The following is a 19,530-nucleotide window of genomic DNA, read 5'->3' as shown; positions in this document are numbered from 1 at the left end:
ACGGCGCCCATGTCTTGGCACTCTCGTGCCCGTGGAGGAGCCGTCCACAGCATCAATAGCAAACATAGCTGCCGGGATTGGACGTTATGGCCGCCCCAGATGGAAATCCGCTTCACCAACACCCTGCACCAGGATGAGCCGACACTTTTTTCCGTTTAGCGGCGCAACCTGATGCGGAACTCCCGGGGGGACGTCATAGCGGTCACCCACCTTGACGAGCACAGAGTTGCCTGGATTGTGAGTTTCGACAATAGCCGCACCTTCGAGACAAAAGAAAATATCGCTTATGTGGCTATGCCAGTGCCAGGCGACGCACTCATCGCCCTTAAGGCTCAAAACTGACACTCGCACGTCTGCTCCAACTGCTACATGTTCTAACCCGTAAGTGCGCTCGCTGGGTGGACGAAGATTTGTCACGGGATCCATTGCCGTTCTCCCACAGGTGTTTTGCTTACTAACTTCAGGCTAACTCGCCAAGTCGACCGCTCTCGCGCTTGCGCGGACCACTGCAGGTAGCAGGTATCCAGCTGACCGATAAAATGCTTCGCAGGTCTAATCTCGGTGCCACGCAACGCAATCGATCTCACCGCGCGTGATACCGATGTCCGCAAGCTCTTTGTCCGTGAGGTGACACAATTGGGCACGAAGCCTATCACGCTGGCGCCACTCCAGAAATGCATTCCAATACTTCTCGAACGAACTGTAAAACTGAGGCTTTGCCGTTGCCGGTCCTACCTCGGTAATCGCGTTGATCGTGGTCATGGGATGCCCTCGATGGACTGTCTCGCCTGCAAAAGGTGTCGCAAGTCGCGCCAGCACGCTTAACTGGAGGCTTACATTTTTGTTACCGAAACCTTATTCTTGCCGGGCGACTGCTCCCGCGCTCTCGGGCATCGAGGGAGCGAGCCCTGGGGAATGGTGACTTGCGCTATTTCTTCGAGGAATATGCGTTGGACACAGACCGCCGCGAGCTTCATCGCGGAGCGAAGCTCGTTCCCATTACACCGCAGGTCTTCGATCTCCTCCACTATTTGATAAAGCACAGGGGTCGCGTCGTCAGCAAAGACGATCTCATCAGCGCGGTTTGGAATGGGCGCATCGTATCAGATGCGGCGCTGACAACCCGGCTAAATGCCGTTAGGGTCGCCATCGGCGACTCTGGTGACGAGCAGCGCTTCATAAAGACGATGCCCCGCAAAGGCTTTCGCTTCGTCGGCGCAGCGCAGGAGGTCAATACATCCACAGATGAGCCGGTTGGCTGGGTGGTGCATGACGAAGACATGACGCCAAGGTCGTCGTCACCACGTCTATCCATTGTGGTGTTGCCGTTCGCCAACCTAAGCAGCGATTCCGAGCAAGACTACTTCGTCGATGGTGTAACGGAGAGCTTGACCACCGACTTGTCGCGCATCAGTGGTTCATTCGTTATCGGTCGACACACCGCATTCACCTACAGGGGCAAGGCAGCCAATCTGAAGCAGGTTGGTCGAGAGCTAAACGTCAGGTATGTGCTTGAAGGCTCAGTGCAGCGCCGTGACAGCAGACTCCGAGTCAACGTGCAGCTAATCGACGCAGAATCCGGTACGCATCTATGGGCTGACCGCTTTGATAAACCCGTCTCCAACTTGTTCGACCTGCAAGACGAGATCGTTGCGCAGCTCGCGAACGCGCTGACAGCCAAGCTCATAGCTGTGGAAGCGCGTCGGGCAGAGAGGTCGATGCGTCCCGACGCCACGGATCTATGTTTTCAGGGCCGAGCATGTCTGAATGAGGCGACTACCGCCAATCAGCTGATCCAGGCGCGCAGCTTTTTCGAACGTGCGTTACTCATCGATCCCCGGAGTGTCGGAGCGCTACTCGGCATTGCGGTAAGCGACTTTCAAATGGCTTCCAATCTGCTGGCCGATGATCGCATCGCGTGCTTTTCGTCTGCTGAAAAAAGGGTGATCGAGGCGTTGTCGATAGCGCCCGATAGCTCATCCGCTCACATGATCTTAGGTGGCGTCTGCATTTATACCAACCGCGCCGTCCAGGGGATCGCGGAGTGCGAACAGGCATTGCGACTTAACCGCAATGACGCCTACGCGCACAGTTCAATCGGGCTAGCGAAGTACTACTTGGGTCGGCCTGCGGAAACCGAAGGCCATATACTCAATGCTCTCCGTCTGTCTCCCCGTGACAGCGGCGCTGCCGCGTGGCTGTCCGTCGTGGGGGTCGCCAAACTTCAGCTCTGCGCAGATGCCGAAGCCGCCGATTGGCTACGGCGAAGCATTGAAGCGAACCGTAACCGCGCCTTCGGCCATTTTGCACTATCTGCTGCCCTTGGTCTGCTCGGTGCTCTCGATGAAGCGCGGGCCGCAGCGAAGGCAGGCCTTGCGCTCGACCCGAAATTTACTCTCCGGCGCGTGCTTGCAACACGACTGAGCGACAATCCAGCTTACCTGGCCGGACGGAAGCGCATCTGTGAGGGCATGCGCTTGGCAGGGGTGCCCGACAGCTAATGACCGCTTCACAAGCAAGCATGCGGCGCCATCCGATCCGAGGTCCGCTTGGCCTCCAAAGCTTATATCCGAATGGCCGTTCCCACGTCAGCTAGGGGTCAAAAGGCGAAGTAGCAGCCGGTCTGCGCCACTTCCGTTCTACCCACGAGAACGGACATTACCCATCGGTTCGTCCTGCCTGAAAAGGGCCACCGCCGGACCTTCGGCACAGCCGTGACGATGTTGCCTGCTGGCAATTCGACCGCCATCATCATGAATCCATCTGCATTGCTGGCGGTCGCCGATGTGCAATCGCTGGCTCCAGCAGAACGAGATTTCGGCGCGCCTTTCGCGTATCAAGCGCGACAATGGCACGACCTTGAGCAGTGAACGCCAGGCCTTCCGGCTTTCCTTCCAGATCGCCCAGTCGCCAACAATCAAGCAACGCAGCGGTGCCGCCGCCCGCCGGAAGATCATCGAGCCGCACAATTGTAGAGGATTTGTCACTGAGCAGGTAAACGCAGCCGTCCGGACCTATTTCGAGGTCACTGAAGTCGGCGCAAGTTTTTGCTAACTTCTTGTCTGGAAGCCATACTGCGAGAGCGACGAACCGGTGATGGCCCTTTCTGACCGGCCACGACCGACCTTCGGCCAATGCTCCGCCGCGAACCAAGCCCCTCGACCGCGAATGTGGCGGGCCAAACTCAATGAAAGCCGCCGGCTTCTTTTCCTTGACGACAAGCAAATTCCCGCTGGGCAAAAACACGACTCCTTCACCTCGCGATCCCTTCGGGTCGGACCACGCTCGTGCAATCTTGCTACGCCCTTCCACGACAAGATCGAATGACGCAACGACCTTCGATGCCTTGGTGTCGACGAGTTCCGCACGCGGTGGCGTTTCTTGAAGCAGCAGCATGCGCCCGAGGCCGTCAGCGCAGACAGCTTCGATCTGGGCATCATGTTTGGGAAGCATCGAACCTCGAAGGTTCGCGATGCTCTGCTTGCGCCAACGGATTGGGCGGCTATCGTCACGCGACAAGGCAAACCACGCGACCTTCGAGACGCTGTCGCCAACCGCGACCAGAGATCTTCGACCGTTCCGGCTGCGAAGGACGCAAATACCGGAAGTCTCCCGAAGAGGCACGTCCACGACGCGGCACACTTCAAGTCGGTTATCGTGCGACTTACCGTTTCTTGCCATGGGCCTGAAATCTCTGTCGACACGACAGATCGTATCACCTTCTGAGAGAGGCGATACGCAAGACGTCGCTACGTCGGCTTCGGGTCATTCGCGTCATTTCGACTATAGGTCAGCAGCCACGACAGATGCCGCGAATTTTAGCGTCCACCTTGGCCTGGTCCTCGACCCACTCTGCTGGCCATTGTCCGCCAGCCCAAGGTAGCTGTTTCCTGACGGCAAAGAAAACAGGCACCGTAAAGCTGATTTCCTCGTCCTTCACCTCCGCGGGCGGCTCCGGAAATGGCTCGGCTCGCTCAACCATCGTGAGCGCCGCCGCATCCAGCAACTCGGAGCCGCTGCTTTCCACTAGCGCTCTGGAAATCAGCTTACCCTGCCGATCAATGGCAAACTTGACCTTGGCCGTACCGCTTTGACCGATCGCCCCGGGCGGAAACGCTCTCTTGCTCGCCAGCTGGCTTGCAATCTTCTTCTTCCAGACTTCGACGGCGTTCGTCTGGCCGTCAGGACCATTCGTCTGCGCATATGAGGGGCTCTCCGAGGCCAATAGCAATCCGAACAGGCCCGCCAACAAAGGAATTTATTGCATCTTAGGCGACATCGCTCGCGAAACGGTTGAACTCGGTTATAACTACCCGTTACTCCGTTCCGGAACAAACATCGATGCCTGGCGCGGAGCTATCCGGGGTGACATCCTCCGGGCCGGCGGAATGTTTCGCCCTGCGGAAACAAGTCTCCGCTTTTGCATGCTGGCGTTGCCTTGGCCATCGCCCGTCCCCGTAGACTTTTGCGGGAGGTGGCGGCATCCTGACCATCGACATCTCACAACATGACGTCCGCGGGCGCTTGCGGCCGGGCCGAGGAAACAGAGGGCAGACATGATCAAGACGCGATTCACCGAGCTCGTCGGCGTCGAGCACCCGATCGTTCAGGGCGGCATGCAGTGGGTCGGCCGCGCCGAGCTGGTCGCCGCCGTCGCCAATGCCGGCGCGCTCGGGCTGATCACCGCGCTGACGCAGCCGACGCCGGAAGACCTGACACGCGAAATCGCGCGCTGCCGTGACCTGACCGACAAGCCGTTCGGCGTCAACCTCACCATCCTCCCCGCGATCAAGCCGCCGCCTTACGCCGAATACCGCCAGGCCATCATCGAGGCCGGCATCAAGATCGTGGAAACCGCCGGCAACAAGCCGCAGGACCACGTCACCGAATTCAAGAAGCACGGCATCAAGGTGATCCACAAATGCACCAGCGTCCGCCACGCGCTGTCGGCGGAACGGATGGGCGTCGATGCGATCTCGATCGACGGCTTCGAGTGCGCCGGCCATCCCGGCGAGGACGACACGCCCGGCCTGATCCTGATCCCGGCCGCCGCCGACAAGGTCAAGATCCCGATGATCGCCTCCGGCGGCTTCGGCGACGGCCGCGGCCTGGTCGCTGCCCTGGCGCTCGGCGCCGAGGGCATCAACATGGGCACGCGCTTCATGTGCACCAGGGAGAGCCCGATCCATCAGCTCGTGAAGGAGCGCATCGTCGCAAATGACGAGCGCGAGACCGAGCTGATTTTCCGCACCATGCGCAATACCTCCCGCGTCGCCAAGAACACGATCTCGACCAAGGTGGTGGCGATGGAGAAGGAAGGCGCCAAGTTCGAGGACGTCCGCGAGCTCGTCGCCGGCGCCCGCGGCAAGATGGTCTATGCGACCGGCGATGCCGATGAAGGCATCTGGTCGGCCGGCCAGGTCCAGGGCCTGATCCACGATATCCCAACCTGCGCCGAACTGGTGTCGCGCATCATGCGCGATGCAGAAGCGATCATCCGCAGCCGGTTCGAAGGCATGCTTTCGGGCGCGCAGCGGCAGGCCGCCGAATAGGCGGCGTTTGCGAGAAGAGAGACCGCCGAATAGCCGGTCTGTTCGCTCAACAACAGAGAAGAGCCCATGAAAGCCTATATCTACGGCGCCAACGGCGCCGAAATCACTGACGTCGCAAAACCCACGCCGAAGGGCACGCAGGTGTTGGTCAAGGTCCAGGCCTGCGGCCTCAACCGCGCCGACCTCGGCATGACCAAGGGCCACGTACATGGCGCGGCCGGCGGCGTCGGCACCGTGCTCGGCATGGAATGGGCGGGCGAAGTCGCCGAGCTTGGTCCTGACGCGAAGGGCGTCAAGGTCGGCGACAAGATCATGGGCTCGGGCGCAGCCGCGTTTGCCGAGTATACGCTGGCCGACCACCGCCGGCTGTTCCGCGCACCCTCGAACATGAATTTCGAGGAGGCCTGCACCCTCCCCGTCGCAATCACCACCATGCACAATGCGGTCGTCACCAACGGCGCGCTGCAGGCGGGCCAGAGCGTGCTGATCCAGGGCGCCAGCTCCGGCGTTGGCCTGATGGCGATGCAGATCGCAAAATTCAAAGGCGCAAAACTCGTGATCGGCTCCTCGACGGACGCGATGCGCCGCGGCCGCCTGACGGAATTCGGCGCCGACCTCGCCGTGGATTCCAAGGATCCCGGCTGGGTCGATCAGGTGTTGCAAGCCACCGGCGGTGAAGGCGTCGACCTGATCGTCGATCAGGTCTCAGGTCCGGTCGCGAACCAGAATCTGAAGGCCACCAGGGTCAAGGGCCGCATCGTCAATGTCGGCCGGCTCGGCGGCACCCACGCCGATTTCAATTTCGACCTCCACGCCGCCCGCCGCATCAACTATATCGGCGTCACCTTCCGCACCCGCACCATCGAGGAAATCCGCGAGATTTTTGACGAGGTCCGGAAAGACATCTGGCCGGCTGTGGAGTCGCGAAAACTGCAACTGCCGATCGACAAGGTCTACCCCTTCGCCGAGATCGGCAAGGCGTTCGAGCACATGGAAGCCAACAAGCACCTCGGCAAGATCGTGGTGACGCTGTAGCAATGACGCTGCGCTGCGTGCTCGACGGCGGCCGTTACTACGAAGGCCCGCGCTGGCATCAAGACCGGCTCTGGTTCGTCGACTGCATGGAGCGGACGCTGCTCAGCCTCTCGCTGTCAGGCGAGTGCGAGCAGCACGCGAAACTCGACGACGACACGCCCTGCGGCCTCGGCGTGCTGCCGGATGGCACGGTGATCGTGCTGACGATGTTCCGCAAGCGCCTCCTGGCCTATCGCAACGGCACGCTGTCGCTTTACGCCGACCTGTCAGGGATCGCGACCGGCACCATCGACGACATGATCGTCGATGGGCTGGGGCGCGCCTATGTCGGCGATCTCGGCTTCGATCTGCCGCCGCCACCCGACCGCGGCGCTCCCGGCCGCATCCTTCTGGTGATGCCCGACGGCGCGACCCGTGTCGTCGCCGAAGGCTTGCGGTTTCCCAACGGCATCGCGGTCTCGGCCGATCACAGCCGCCTCGTCGTCGCCGAGATGGACGGCGGCTGCCTTGCCGATTACGACATTGCGCCGAACGGCGACCTGAAGTTTCGTGCCCGCTTCGGCAGCATGAAATCTCCCGACGGCATCTGCCTCGACCACGACGGCGCGGTCTGGGTCGCAGCATTCGAAGAAGACGCCTTCATTCGCCTCGACGCCGAGGGGTGCGAATTGCAGCGCATCGAAGTCCCCGGCCGCCGCGCGCTTGCCTGCGTCCTCGGCGGCCCTGAGCGGAAGACGCTGTTCTGCCTAAGTGCAGCCACCTCCTACGAAGAACTTCGGCAACGCAAATCGTCCGCGCGGATCGACGTGGTCGATGTCGACGTTGCGGGCGCCGGTTATCCCTGATGCGGTGCCAATGTCCGAGTCGGTCGGGATCGTGACAGCAACGCCGCCATGACTGAAATGGGCGCCTGCTGCGTCAACACTGTCATTGCGAGCTTAGCGAAGCAATCCATCTATCGGCGAGTGCGGAGAGATAGATTGCTTCATCGCTTTCGCTCCTCGCAATGACGGTCGTCCGACTTTCCCTGTACTGGAACAACGACGCGCAGTCGTAAAGCGACACCCATCATTCGCAGTTATGATGCTGATGGGTTTCGAAGGGCCCAACCCATCCCAAGCATCGACGACGTGCCGCTGATCGTGGGGCGGAAGAAAATCGTTCCAACGTCGCCTCTCAGTCGTCTCTCGCGCAAGCAGTATTTTTACGGAACGCGTTATGCTTGCCCTCACCCTTCGGCTGCGCTTGAGTGCATGCCGGTCAGGGGGACTCAGAAATGCGAAAATTGGGAATCGTGGCACTTGGTGCCGCGCTGGCTGGATGCGCGTCAAGCTCGGCAGAAATAGCGCCAGCTTACGTTTCACCTGTCGCGTATCAGCAGTACACATGTCAGCAGCTCGCCCTTGAGGCTCAGGGCGTTTCACAGCGCGCCGCCACGCTATCCGGCGCTCAAGATCAGCAACGCAGCAAAGATGGTCTCGCGACCGCGGCGGCCGTCGTAATTTTTTGGCCGGCTGCTTTTTTCGTTGGCGGAGATAAGCAAACCGCGGCGGAACTCGCCCAGATGAAGGGGCAAATGGTCGCTATAGAGCAAGCAAGCATCCAAAAGAAGTGCGGAATTCAGTTTCAAGGACCGCGACCGCCTGGAACGTGATCCTTCTCGAACTCGACATTCCGATCATGGATGGATTAGCGAGAAGCGTAATCCGCCATCTCGTTTGACGTGATAGGCGTAACTCGCCCATCATCGCACCTCGCCCGAAAACGCCTGCCGCAGCTCGGTCAGCCGATCGAGCGCCGCTTGCGCCAATGGGCCTTTTTCCGCCGCGGCAAGCGCGTCCTCGAATTGTTGCGGCGTCGCCATGCCGACGAGGATCGTGCCCATCGCCGGGTGCGACAGCGCAAAGCGCGTCGCGGCTTCGGTGAGGCTGGCGGCGAAGCCCTCCTCGAGCAGCGGCAGCAGCCGGCGCGCGCGATCGATATCGGCATCGTAGCTCAACGCAGAGCCGATCGGCTCCGGCGCGGCGCCCGCGATCGGGTGACGCTCGGCCGAGCCCGACAGCGCGCCGCCGGCCAGCACGCGGATGCCGACGACGCCGACGCCTGCGGCCTTTGTGTGGTCGAACAACCGTCCATAATCCTGCGCCGGATAGTTTTGCGGCAATTCGTCCGCGGCCGATGGGTTGAGCATGTTGTAGACGACCTGCGCGCTGTCGAATACGCGGGCATCGATTACCTGATGCAGCGCTGCGGTATCGCCGAGCGCCGTGATGCCGAGAAACCGGATCTTGCCTTGCTGCCGCAGTCGCTCGAACGCCGGCACGACGTCGTCGAGCACCTGCCGCACGCTCAACGCCGGCCCGCCGCCCTGCATGGTGATCGGATTATGCAGATGAAGGATGTCGACCCGTTCGAGCCGCAGCCGCGAAAGGCTGCCTTCGAGCGATGCGCTCACCGCCTCATCGATGCGGCCACGATCGCCGGGCGGCAGCCGCACCTTGGTGCCGACGACCACACCAGCCGGCTTCAGCCTCTGCAAAATGCGACCAAGGTTCTTTTCGGATTCGCCATCACCATATAGCACTGCGGTGTCGAAGTAATTGACGCCGGCGGCAATCGCTCGCGCAACGGTCCGCTCCTGATCGGCCGCATCGCCGCGCACCATCAATCCCCCCACCGCACCGCAGCCGAAGCCGAGCACCGAGAGCTGCATTCCCGTCCGCCCAAAGGTCCGCATTTGCATTGGTGTTTCCTCCGGCTGAGCGGGAGATTATGCAGGGATGAGCGGCCGTTGCTCAACCCCGGATGTTCAGGACGTAGCGCGGACCAACGAAAGCTGATCCGCCCTACGCCGCAGGCGCTGGGCCTGTGCCCACTCTCCCATCGAAAGCGGAAAACGCGATGGGCACATGCCGTCGTCGCGCCAGCAACGCGAGACTCGATCAAGGACAAATGCTAGCGTCCCGCCGCGACAGGCCGATGCGGCGCCGCATCCCTGTCGCCGTTATTGTATTGCGCCGGCGTCGAACAAGAAAAATCAGCCTCGGGAGAGCTGCACGGGCGAGACCCGGGCTTAAGCGCAACAGGGAGGCTTTTATGAATCGAAAGGCCGTTGGAATGATCTTGAGCATTGGCGCTGCGGCGTTGAACGGCGCGGCGAGCGCGCAGAATTCGGCAGGGAGCGCGGCCCTCGACGCCGGCCTGCACGCCGCGGTCGAACGCAAGGACGTGCCGGGCGTGGTGGCGCTGATCACGGACCGCGAGCGCGTGCTTTATCGCAGCGCCTTCGGCGTCGCCGATGTCGAGACCGGGCGCCCGCTCGCGTCAGACGCGATCTTTCGTATCGCCTCGATGACCAAGCCGGTGACGTCGGTCGCCTTGATGCAACTCGTCGAGCAAGGCCGCATCGGTCTCGATGACCCGGCGGAAAAATACCTGCCGGAGCTTGCGGGACTGAAAGTCTTTGCCTCGTTCGACGCCGCGACCGGCGCCTACCAGCTCCGCCCGGCATCGAAACCGCCGACCGTCCGGCAGTTCCTGACGCACACGTCTGGCCTCGCCTATCCCTTCACCAGCACGATCTGGCGCGATTTCAAGCCGAGCGCCGGCGAAACCTATCCGTTCGGCGGACCGCTGCTGTTCGATCCGGGCGACCGCTGGCACTACAGCACCTCGACCGACGTCGTCGGCAAGCTGGTCGAGGTGGTATCCGGCCAGAAACTCGAAAACTACTTCCGTCAGCACATCTTCGCCCCGCTCAAGATGGATGACACCTCCTACAACGTGCCGGAGGCCAGGGGGCCGCGCCTCGTCGCGCAACAGCAGCGCGCCGGCGAACGCATGGACGGCGCCATCAAGCTGCAGAAACCGCAGCTCGGACTTACCATTGCTTCCCCGATCGGCGGCGGCGGCCTCGCCTCCACCGCCGAGGATTACGGGCGCTTCGTCCGCATGCTGCTCAATGGTGGCGAGCTTGACGGCGCGCGCGTGCTCAAGGCCGAGACGGTGGCGCTGATGGGCCAGAACCACATCGGCGCGGTCTCGGTCCCCGCGCTGAAATCCGCACTGCCGCGCAGCGCCGACTTCACCTTCATCGCCGACGGCCGCGACAAATGGGGGCTCGGCTTCCTCATCACATCAGACCAGGTGCAAGGCAAGCGCTCGCCCGGCAGCCTGAGCTGGGGCGGCATCAACAACACCTTCTTCTGGATCGACCCCGCGCGCGGCATCGCCGGCGTGATCATGATGCAGTATTTGCCGTTCGCCGACGCCAGGGCGCTGGCCGTCTACGACACCTTCGAGCGCGGCGCGTATCAGCTCGTGAACGCTGAGCGGTAGAAGGCTTGCCCATGTCTGGCTGGGGTCATACCGGCCGGACAGGAGCGCATCATGGCTGGCGCGGCGATACCGCGCCTTACTGCGGAGGTCGCAGCGCGATGCCGTAGCGCGCATAGATCCGTGCGATGGTGCCATCTGCCAGCAACGCCTCGATCGCCGCATCGACCCGCGCTCGCAGTCTGTCGTCGGGACGAAGCAGCCCGGCCGCAATATTCCAGTTCAGATCCTGATCGTTGTCGAACGCCGGGATCAGGCGCAACGGCTTGTCGGCATGCTGCAGGTTGAACCAGCCGACCGTCATCGGTGTGACGGCGGCCGCCTCGATCTCGCGATTGGCCAATGCTACGACAATATCGTCCTCGTACACGAACGGCGACGTGGTGGCGCCGCCCTTGGCCAACGTCATGGAGACCAGCGAGCCGACCGGCACCCCGACCCGCTGATCGGAACCGAGACTTGCCAGCGACGACGCCGGTGAATCGCTGCGCACCGCGAGCACGACGCCGCTGCGATGATAGGGACGCGACACCTGCACACCGCCCGCGGGCGGCGTGTCCTTGCGGGCGATGACGTCGAGCACGAGGTCGCAATCGGCGCGGCGATACTGGACTGCACTGACCACCCACTCCCGGGTCAGCTTGACGCCGAGCTGCTCCGCAATCTTCTCACCGAGTTCGACCTGAAATCCAGGGACCGGTCCGGACTTGCTTGCAAACGGCAGCGCGTTGGGACTGGCGCAGAGTGTCAACGCGCCGCGCTCGATGACGGCTTCCAGCGAGCGGGCATCGGCCGATGCGTTCCAGAATATCAGCAGCAACAGGCTTGCCGCGCATCTGATGAGGCGAATTCGCACCTTCCATGCAGCAGAAAGCACCCTAGTCATCCAGCCCTCGAATGTAGGCCAGGAGTGCACCTATCTGGGCCTCATTGAACACCGCACCATACGCAGGCATGGACCCCGTTTTTCCCTTCCTGATACGCTCGACAATGTATTCATCGCTTTTCTCGGACTTCGACAGCTTCGGACCCCGGCCGGCATGGCGGCCGCCATCCTGGTGACAAAAGCCGCAGGTGCTTGAGAACATTTTCCGGCCATCGATTCCGTTCGGTGAGGCCTCGGCTTGCGCCGGCGGACTCGTCGAGCCAGCCGGGGTGGACTGTTGGGCAAACGCGGCGGTCGACAGCCATGGCCAGATGATGGCCAGGGAAGCCACAGTTACAAGCGATATTCGCATTCAAGCATCCGTATCAGCCGACAAGGGCGGCAGGGAGAAACCAATCCCTGCCGCCCTCGCCATCGTCATTGTCTGAGCGCGAAGACGACCAACGCCCCGGTATTCTTCGACATGCTCTTGAAGGGCTCGCCATAGAGGGCGACAAACTCGTCGGCCACCAGGCTGCCCCAGCCTGCGGGTACGGCGATGTACTGCTTGCCACCGGCCATGTAGCTGATGATGCCGGCGTTATGTCCCATGCCGTTGTTGCGAGACCAAAGCTCTTCGCCGGTTTCCGCATTGTAGGCGCGCACGATACCTTCGGCGTCGGGCACGAATACCAGATTGCCCGCGGTGGCGAGAACGCTGGCGAGCGGCGGGTACTTGTAGGTCACCTCCCACTTCTTGGCGCCGGTGACAGGATCGCGGCCGCTGAGATGGCCACGGGCCGGTCCGTCCGGAGGCGGGATAAACTTGAACGTGGCGCCGATGTTGAGCTGTGCCATCGGCTCCAGGACCGGCGTGCTCTTCTCGACGGTCAGCTCCATGCACCACTCCTGCCCGATCCGGTAGAACAGCCCGGTCTTGGGGCTATAGGCGCCGGAGTTCCAGCTGATGCCCCCGGCAATCGCCGGGCACAGCGGCGGATCGACCTTGCCTTCCGAAAGGTCGCGGCGACCAATAAGTTCGCCGGTCTTCGGATCGATGCTCTTGACGAAGTTGATGTTCTTTACCAACTGCCAGACGTTCTCGATCTTGGCGTTGGCACGATCGTAGACGAAGATGTGTCCGCCCTTGTTGGCATGCACCACGAGCTTCTTGCCGCCACGGTCGATCATGACGAATTCGCCGACGGAAGAGTCGAAGTCCCAGGCATCGTGCGGCAGCTCCTGATGGTAGAACTTGAGCTTGCCGGTATCGGGATCGAGCGCGATGACCGATGTCGTGTACAGATTCTCACCCGGCCGCGGTCCGCTCTTCTTCCAGTCCGAGCCAGCCCAGTCGTAGAGCGGCGCCGGGTTGGCAGTGCCCCACCACACCGCATTGTTTTCGGGGTCATAGGTTCCGGGCATCCAGCCGCCGCCGCCACCGGTCCGCCAGGAGTCGCCACCCCAGGTCTTCATCGCCTCTTCGGTACCGGCGACCGTGAAGAATTCCCATTTCTTCGCTCCGGTCTTGCCCTCCACGCCGAAGATCGGTCCGCGATGGGGCCATTCACCGCCCTGGGCGCCGATGATCACCTTGTCCTTCACAACCAGCGGCGCGCCGGTGAAGCCGACGGTCATCTTCTTGGAATCCAGCAGCTTGGTGTCCCATACCGGCTTGCCGGTCTTCAGATCGAGCGCGATCAGACGGCCATCGACCGTGCCGACATAGAGATTGCCGTGCCCGATGGCGATGCCCCGGTTGTACGGCGAGTGCGTCTGCTTGGAGACCAGCTCCTCGTCGAGCTCCGGTGCGTAGGACCAGATGGTCTTGCCGGTGGCGCCGTCCAGCGCCCAGATGCGGCTGTAGGAGCCCGAATAGTACAGCACGCCGTCGAGGGCCAGCGGCGTTGACTGAATGCCGCGGGTGGCGCGCTCCGGAAAATGCATCCAGGCAACTTCGAGATTCTTGACGTTGCCGGCGTTGATCTGGTCAAGGCCGCTGTAATGGTAGGACTTGTAGGTGCCGTGATAGGTCGGCCAATCGTTCTGGGCCGCCTCGGCATTCAGGGCCGCGTCTTGAGGCTGCGTCGGCGCCTGAGCGTGCGCCGGCGGGACAGTGACCAGAGCTGCCACCGCCAGCGCGGCGCAGCCAACGAGATATCGTTCATGGAAAGTCATCTGCATCCTCCCCTTGGTTTGCTTGGTGGGCCGAATTTTTCGTCACGACCCTTGCAGGATGTTCTTGCGTCAATTCCTCATAGGGTCAGGCGTTTCGAGGTAGATGGCGTGGACCGGCGGAACGACCGTCGTGCGGAGACGGCGGCGCTTCGTCACTGGGTGAGAGGCCGGCGGAGGTTCGGGCGAAGGAGTGTTTTCGAGGAGCGCGCGGCGCAAGCGATGATCGCCGGAGCTGGCCTGCCCCAAGCTGCCCTTGGCGATGTCGGTGCGGTGCACCATGACACGTTCCTCAATGCCGACGCCATTAGTTGACCGGATTGTTGTTTTTTTGTGGAGCGTCCGTTCGGTTGCGGCAACCTTCAGCGCAGGATGGGTTGGCGTCTGGTCCGCCGGCGCGAAGGGGAAACGTAGTCCGCCCTCTTTATTCGAGATGCAACGGCGGAATTGCGCCGGAGCCCTGTCATCACTGCGCGAGTGCAATTGCGCTCATCGGGGCCGCGCCTTGCGGGAGCCCGGCGCACCGGCGTGGGCGGTCCATCCGCCCACGCCAATGCGACTTCGTCAAGTGATCGCGATCGGGCAGCCGTTGCTTCCCGTGGCGCCCTTGATGGGAGCCGGCGTGAAGCAATAGACGAACTGGTACTTCCTGTCGGCGATCAGCTCGTCGAAGATCAGGTTCTCGTGGTTGAGGATACCGTGCTTGGTCTGCAGCTCGGAATGGACCGCAAAGGCGAGCGACTTGTCGGGATTGGGGACCACTTCGACCGCCCAGGTGTCCGCCGCGGTCAGCGCGAGATCCTTCTCGATCACCCATTTGGCGGCGTCGAGGCCGATGCCCGGCTCTCCGCTGTTGTAGCGGTCATTGTTCTTCATCCACAGCGAGCCCCAGCCGGTATGGAACATGATCGCGTCGCCCGGCTTGACGTCACTCTCGGCGATGTTCTGCTTCTGCAGCGCCGCCTTGATATCGGCTGAGGTGATCTCCTGACCGGCGTCCATCATCCCGCCCTTGAGCCCGACCATGTCAATCAGATGCGCGCGGGTGAAGAGTGGCTTGAGCTTCTCGGTGCCGAGCTTCTTCAGACCGTAGGCGTCGCTGATCTCCTGGGAGGTGAAGCCGTTGTAGAACCGCATCTCGCTCTTGTCGCCATCCTTGCCCATCTGGATGCCGATGTGGCCGAGACCATCGAACTGCGTGCCGGTCTGGCCGATCTCGGTGGCGAGAAACTCGTCATGATACACGAGCTTGTTGTCGCCGAACGGGCCGCCGGTCGGACCACCGGGAATGCGCAGCGAGAACGCCCGCGCGCCGAACAGCGGCATGCCCTGCTCGTAGACGCGGCCGATCTTGTAGATCTTGCCGTCCTTGATCCATTTCGCGGCGTCGAGCACCTTCGCTGGCGTAATGTGGTTGGATGCGCCGGCCTCGTCGTCCTTGCCCCATTTTGAGGGCCACCATGCCTTATCGACTCCCTTGGGCATGGAGGTAGCGGTCTGTGCCTGCGCTGCGGTGACCGGCGCGAGTGAAAACTTGCCATGCATCGCACCCGCGAACGCCGCTCCCGCAGCGCCGGCCAGGCCGGCTGTGCGTAGCAAGGTGCGGCGATCGGTTTCTACCATCCCGCCTTTCTGCTCCTGCTGCTGCTCTTGGCCCCTGACGTCATCGTCCATCGTTGCCTCCCAGGTTGTGCCCAGAAGCTGGGCTTAAAAATTTATTTTCGGCATGCTCCTCCTCCGCTAGGCTGCTGTCCAGCGACAAAAATAAGACGATTGAAACGAGGGCGCCGATGAGCCTGTTCGAGAACGACAAGTCAGCCGAGCGGCTGCCGGTATCGCTGATCACGGGCTTTCTCGGCAGCGGCAAGACCACCCTTCTCAATCGCTTGCTGCGCCACGATGCCGTGAAGGACAGCGCCGTCGTTATCAATGAATACGGGGAAGTCAGTCTCGACCATCTCCTCGTCGAGCGCGTCGATGGCGAGGTGGCCGTGCTCGCGAGCGGTTGTATTTGCTGCACAATCCGCAGCGACCTCGAGGAGACGCTGCGCGCACTCCTGGTGAAACGCGATCGCGGCGAGGTGCCGCCATTTCGCCGTATTCTCGTCGAGACCACGGGTCTGGCAGACCCTGCCCCGATCGTACAGCTCCTGCTGAACAACCCATTGGTCTCGCATTTCCTGCGGCTCGATACCGTCTTGACGACGGTGGATGCCGCCAATGCCGTTCATCAGCTCGACCATCAATACGAAGCCGTGAAGCAGGTGGCGCTTGCCGACCGGCTGCTGATTACCAAATCTGATTTGGTCAGCAACACTGCCGCATTGTATCAGCGTCTGCGTCGGCTGAACCCCGGCGCCAGGATCGACAGCGTCATGCACGGCGAGATCGATCCGGCGGGGCTATTCGGTGCCGGCCTGGTCGATCCCGAGAAGAAAGCGGTCGACGTCGGGCGCTGGCTCAACGAGCAGGCGTTCGCAGGATCTGGCGAGCCGGCGCACGAGCACCACGATCATGCCCATCACAGCCACGATACATCGATCACCAGCTTCATGCTCGAGTTCGACGAACCGCTCGACTGGATGGCCGTTTCGCAATGGCTCGCTTATCTTCGCAGCGCGCGCGGAGAAGACCTGCTGCGGGTCAAAGGCATTCTCAATCTCCGCGGGGAACAGTCGCCGATCGTCATCCACGGCGTCCACCATGTCTTCCACCCACCGGTGGCGCTCGCCGAATGGCCCGACGCCGACCGCCGCTCGCGCATCGTGTTCATTACCCGCGGCATCGCGCGCGAAGAGGTGCTCGCGCTGTGGCAGGCAGGCCGCGAAGCCGCGTGATTCCATGGCCGTCCCAGCCCTCGCGTTGACGTTGCCCAAGTATTGGTCCGATCGCCATCAACGATCTTGCGCTCGACATGCTGCGAGTGGTCAACTCGCTGATCGGAATACGCGTGTACTGTTGGGGAGAAGATGATGCTCAGGAAGATTGCGATCGTGGCTGGTTTGGGACTGGCACTCTCCGTCACGGCGGAGGCCCAGACCCCGCGCAAGGGCGGAACCATTCGCATGACGGCGCCCTATGGCTCGAGTTTCACCAGCATGGACATTCATACGACACAGCGCGCCCAGGATGAGATCGTCGCCAAGGGTCTGCATCGGTCGCTCTACATTTGGGACTCCGCGGAGGGCAAGCCAGTTCCGGAGCTTGCCAAGGAGGTCACAGTCTCAGGTGGCGGTCTTGTTCATACCTTCAAGCTGCGCGACGATGCTTATTTCCACCACGGCCGCAAGATGACGGCTGACGACGTCATCTGGAGCTTCAACCGCATCATGGACGGCACCAAGGCCTTTCCCGGCACGCGTTTTGTCCGCGTGATCGAGGGCGCGGCCGAGGTCGAGAAGGGTCAGGCCAAGGAAATCTCTGGCTTGAAGAAGATCGACGACTTCACGCTCGAAATGAAACTGACCGAGAAAGTCGATCCAGGTTTCTATTTCTTCACCGCGCTGACCTCGGTCTATCCCGCCGATGAGGGCGCCAAGGAAGGCTTCATCCAGAAACCGATCGGCCTCGGTCCCTTCAAGTTTGTCGAGCATGTGCCGGGATCGCGCGTCGTCATGGAGCGGTGGGACAGGTTCTACAAGCCAGGCAAGCCGTATGCCGACAAGATCGTCGTCTCGATCATGGGCGAAGCCGCGGCGCGCGACGTCGCCTTCCGCAACAAGGAAATCGACACTTCGGTGCTCGGGCCGGCGCAGTATGTCGCCTATCAGGCCGACCCTAACCTCAAGGGCACCATCGCTGAAGTCGCGGAGGTCTTCACCCGTCACATGGGGATGAACCCGGCATTCAAGCCGTTCGCCGACAAGCGGGTCCGGCAGGCGATTAACCACGCGATCGATACCGACCTGATCATCAGCAAGCTGGTCAAGAACAAGGCCTATCGCGCCACGAGCTGGCTGCCTCTGACCACGACTTCGCCACTCCACGACAAGACGATGAAGCCCTACGCCTTCGATCCTGCGAAAGCAAAGCAGTTGCTTAGCGACGCCGGCTATCCCACCGGCTTTGAATTCGAATGGACGACCAGTCAGAATGAAAGCTGGGGCCTGCCGATCGTCGAGGCCATTATCCCGATGCTGGACCGCGTGGGCATCAAGGTGAAGGTCAAGCAGGTCGAGACCGCGGTGCTGGCGGACGCAATCAAGAAGGGCGACTTCCAGGCCTATGTCTATTCCATGGCGACAGGCCCGGATCCCGCGGCGGCGCTGAAATGCTTCTACTCATCGACACCGCAATCGGCCTGCAACTACACGACCTTCAAGAACGCGGGCTTCGACAAGTTGATCGATGAGGCCGGGCAGACCGACGACGCCACCAAGCGTAACCAGCTGCTGCAAAAAGCCAATGCCCTGCTCTATGACGAAGCGCCGGTCTGGTTCTTCAACTACAACAAGGCGGTCATGGCGGTGCAGCCGTGGCTCAAGGGGATTCAGTTGAACGCGACGGAACTGACCCATCAAAACGTCGAAGATCTCTGGGTCGATGAAACCTCGCCCGCGAAGTGACATGCGCGCTCACCCTCCCGCCATCGCAAACAACGATGGCGGGAGGGAGGAACAGTTCCCATGCTCGCCTTCCTGATCCGTCGAACCCTGCAAACCATTCCGACCGTACTGGCCGTCGTGCTGATGATCTTTGTGCTGTTCAGCGTCGTTCCGGGCAGCATCGTATCGAGCATGAACGATGACGGCCGGGGTCCGGCGGACCCGCAGGTCGTGGAGCGCATGAAAAAACAGCTCGGCCTCGACGATCCCGTCTACGTCCGCTTCGGCGCCTACATTGCCAAGCTCGCGACAGGCGATCTGGGGACGTCGTTCCGTACGCGCGAGCCGGTCACGACCATGCTCGCCAAACGGATGTGGCCAACGCTGCAATTGATATTTGCCGCCATGACGTTTGCGATTGTGATCGGCGTCCCGCTCGGCTTCGTCGCAGCGCTGAAACCGGGCAGCATCGTCGACACGATCTCGATGGTCCTGGCGGTGTCCGGCCTTTCGATGGCCAAATTCTGGCTGGGGCTGCTGCTGATGTACCTGTTTGCGTTGAAACTCGGCTGGCTGCCGAGTTTTGGCTATGGCGACGGGGGGCTCAAATATCTGATCCTGCCCGCCGTCACACTCGGTGTCTCGCCGATGGCGCTGCTGGCACGGACGACGCGCGCCGCGGTTCTCGAGATCATGACCGCGGATTTCGTCCGGACGGCGCGATCGAAGGGCATGAGCGAGACCCGGGTCGTGAAGTGGCATATCATGCGCAATGCCCTCGTCATCATTCTCACGACGATCGGCCTGCAATTCGGCGCCTTGATGGGACAGGCGGTCGTGGTCGAGAAATTGTTCTCCTGGCCGGGCATCGGTTCGCTGCTCGTCGACAGCGTGCTGCAACGCGACATTCCTGCCGTCCAGGGCTCCATTTTCGTCGTGGTGCTGTTCTTTCTCGCGATCAACATGTTGATTGACGTGCTCTATGGCGTGATCGATCCCAGGATCAGATACGCATGAGCGGTGG

The 19,530-nt window shown here is 61.8% G+C and carries 18 protein-coding genes; 8 read left to right on the top strand and 10 right to left on the bottom strand.

Features of this window, described 5'->3' with window-relative positions:
- Positions 1-84: 84 nt before the first annotated feature.
- Positions 85-426, bottom strand: a complete 342-nt coding sequence (locus tag CQ12_RS47855) for a cupin domain-containing protein (RefSeq protein WP_083519682.1) — start codon at positions 424-426, stop codon at positions 85-87.
- A 126-nt stretch (positions 427-552) separates the two neighbouring features.
- Positions 553-762, bottom strand: a complete 210-nt coding sequence (locus CQ12_RS39405; protein WP_057840602.1) for a DUF1127 domain-containing protein — start codon at positions 760-762, stop codon at positions 553-555.
- Positions 763-923: 161 nt separating this feature from the next.
- Here CQ12_RS39405 and CQ12_RS39400 point away from each other — a divergent pair, with 161 nt between their 5' ends.
- Positions 924-2,501: a winged helix-turn-helix domain-containing tetratricopeptide repeat protein gene (locus tag CQ12_RS39400; protein WP_057840601.1), complete on the top strand. Its 1,578-nt coding sequence runs from the start codon at positions 924-926 to the stop codon at positions 2,499-2,501.
- A 250-nt stretch (positions 2,502-2,751) separates the two neighbouring features.
- On the opposite strand, the gene CQ12_RS44705 is transcribed toward CQ12_RS39400, so the two are convergent.
- Positions 2,752-3,453 carry an SdiA-regulated/phytase-like domain-containing protein gene (locus CQ12_RS44705; protein ID WP_157088768.1) on the bottom strand — a complete coding sequence of 234 codons (702 nt, stop codon included), beginning with the start codon at positions 3,451-3,453 and terminating at the stop codon, positions 2,752-2,754.
- Positions 3,454-3,790: 337 nt separating this feature from the next.
- Positions 3,791-4,249, bottom strand: coding sequence for an energy transducer TonB family protein (locus tag CQ12_RS39385; RefSeq protein ID WP_245310342.1), 459 nt, complete (start codon positions 4,247-4,249; stop codon positions 3,791-3,793).
- A 307-nt stretch (positions 4,250-4,556) separates the two neighbouring features.
- On the opposite strand from CQ12_RS39385, the gene CQ12_RS39380 reads away from it, so the two are divergent.
- From CQ12_RS39380 to CQ12_RS39370, 3 genes are all read left to right on the top strand, one after another.
- Positions 4,557-5,552 (top strand): NAD(P)H-dependent flavin oxidoreductase, encoded by a 996-nt coding sequence (locus CQ12_RS39380; RefSeq protein WP_057840597.1) that lies wholly within the window; start codon positions 4,557-4,559, stop codon positions 5,550-5,552.
- A gap of 66 nt (positions 5,553-5,618) precedes the next feature.
- Positions 5,619-6,587 (top strand): zinc-binding dehydrogenase, encoded by a 969-nt coding sequence (locus CQ12_RS39375; protein ID WP_057840596.1) that lies wholly within the window; start codon positions 5,619-5,621, stop codon positions 6,585-6,587.
- A gap of 2 nt (positions 6,588-6,589) precedes the next feature.
- Positions 6,590-7,432 carry an SMP-30/gluconolactonase/LRE family protein gene (locus CQ12_RS39370; protein WP_057840595.1) on the top strand — a complete coding sequence of 281 codons (843 nt, stop codon included), beginning with the start codon at positions 6,590-6,592 and terminating at the stop codon, positions 7,430-7,432.
- A gap of 593 nt (positions 7,433-8,025) precedes the next feature.
- Here CQ12_RS39370 and CQ12_RS44700 read toward each other — a convergent pair.
- Positions 8,026-8,217 carry a hypothetical protein gene (locus tag CQ12_RS44700; RefSeq protein ID WP_157088767.1) on the bottom strand — a complete coding sequence of 64 codons (192 nt, stop codon included), beginning with the start codon at positions 8,215-8,217 and terminating at the stop codon, positions 8,026-8,028.
- 114 nt (positions 8,218-8,331) lie between these two features.
- Positions 8,332-9,330, bottom strand: a complete 999-nt coding sequence (locus CQ12_RS39365) for an aldo/keto reductase (protein ID WP_083519679.1) — start codon at positions 9,328-9,330, stop codon at positions 8,332-8,334.
- 353 nt (positions 9,331-9,683) lie between these two features.
- Here CQ12_RS39365 and CQ12_RS39360 point away from each other — a divergent pair, with 353 nt between their 5' ends.
- Positions 9,684-10,925 carry a serine hydrolase domain-containing protein gene (locus CQ12_RS39360; RefSeq protein WP_057840593.1) on the top strand — a complete coding sequence of 414 codons (1,242 nt, stop codon included), beginning with the start codon at positions 9,684-9,686 and terminating at the stop codon, positions 10,923-10,925.
- A 76-nt stretch (positions 10,926-11,001) separates the two neighbouring features.
- Here CQ12_RS39360 and CQ12_RS39355 read toward each other — a convergent pair whose 3' ends face one another.
- The 4 genes from CQ12_RS39355 to CQ12_RS39335 all read right to left on the bottom strand — a co-directional run bounded on the left by CQ12_RS39355 (position 11,002) and on the right by CQ12_RS39335 (position 15,636).
- On the bottom strand, positions 11,002-11,808 hold the full coding sequence (locus CQ12_RS39355) for a substrate-binding periplasmic protein (protein ID WP_063799887.1): 807 nt from the start codon (positions 11,806-11,808) through the stop codon (positions 11,002-11,004).
- Positions 11,801-12,160 (bottom strand): c-type cytochrome, encoded by a 360-nt coding sequence (locus CQ12_RS44695; RefSeq protein ID WP_157088766.1) that lies wholly within the window; start codon positions 12,158-12,160, stop codon positions 11,801-11,803. Before CQ12_RS44695 ends, CQ12_RS39355 begins: the two co-directional genes overlap by 8 nt.
- Positions 12,161-12,225: 65 nt before the next feature.
- On the bottom strand, positions 12,226-13,965 hold the full coding sequence (locus CQ12_RS39345; protein ID WP_057840615.1) for a pyrroloquinoline quinone-dependent dehydrogenase: 1,740 nt from the start codon (positions 13,963-13,965) through the stop codon (positions 12,226-12,228).
- A gap of 561 nt (positions 13,966-14,526) precedes the next feature.
- The gene (locus tag CQ12_RS39335; protein WP_057840589.1) at positions 14,527-15,636 is read right to left on the bottom strand and encodes a cyclase family protein; all 1,110 of its coding nucleotides are present in this window, start codon (positions 15,634-15,636) and stop codon (positions 14,527-14,529) included.
- Positions 15,637-15,752: 116 nt separating this feature from the next.
- Here CQ12_RS39335 and CQ12_RS39330 point away from each other — a divergent pair, with 116 nt between their 5' ends.
- From CQ12_RS39330 to CQ12_RS39320, 3 genes are all read left to right on the top strand, one after another.
- Entirely contained in the window at positions 15,753-16,799 is a 1,047-nt protein-coding gene (locus tag CQ12_RS39330) for a CobW family GTP-binding protein (RefSeq protein WP_057840588.1), read from the top strand.
- A gap of 132 nt (positions 16,800-16,931) precedes the next feature.
- Positions 16,932-18,527 (top strand): ABC transporter substrate-binding protein, encoded by a 1,596-nt coding sequence (locus CQ12_RS39325; RefSeq protein ID WP_157088765.1) that lies wholly within the window; start codon positions 16,932-16,934, stop codon positions 18,525-18,527.
- A gap of 60 nt (positions 18,528-18,587) precedes the next feature.
- Positions 18,588-19,523, top strand: a complete 936-nt coding sequence (locus CQ12_RS39320) for an ABC transporter permease (protein ID WP_057840587.1) — start codon at positions 18,588-18,590, stop codon at positions 19,521-19,523.
- The last annotated feature ends 7 nt before the right edge of the window (positions 19,524-19,530 follow it).

Origin of the sequence: Bradyrhizobium jicamae (assembly GCF_001440395.1) — a bacterium.
In the GTDB taxonomy this organism is placed as follows: domain Bacteria; phylum Pseudomonadota; class Alphaproteobacteria; order Rhizobiales; family Xanthobacteraceae; genus Bradyrhizobium; species Bradyrhizobium jicamae.
This window is presented reverse-complemented; position numbering and strand designations above follow the sequence as displayed.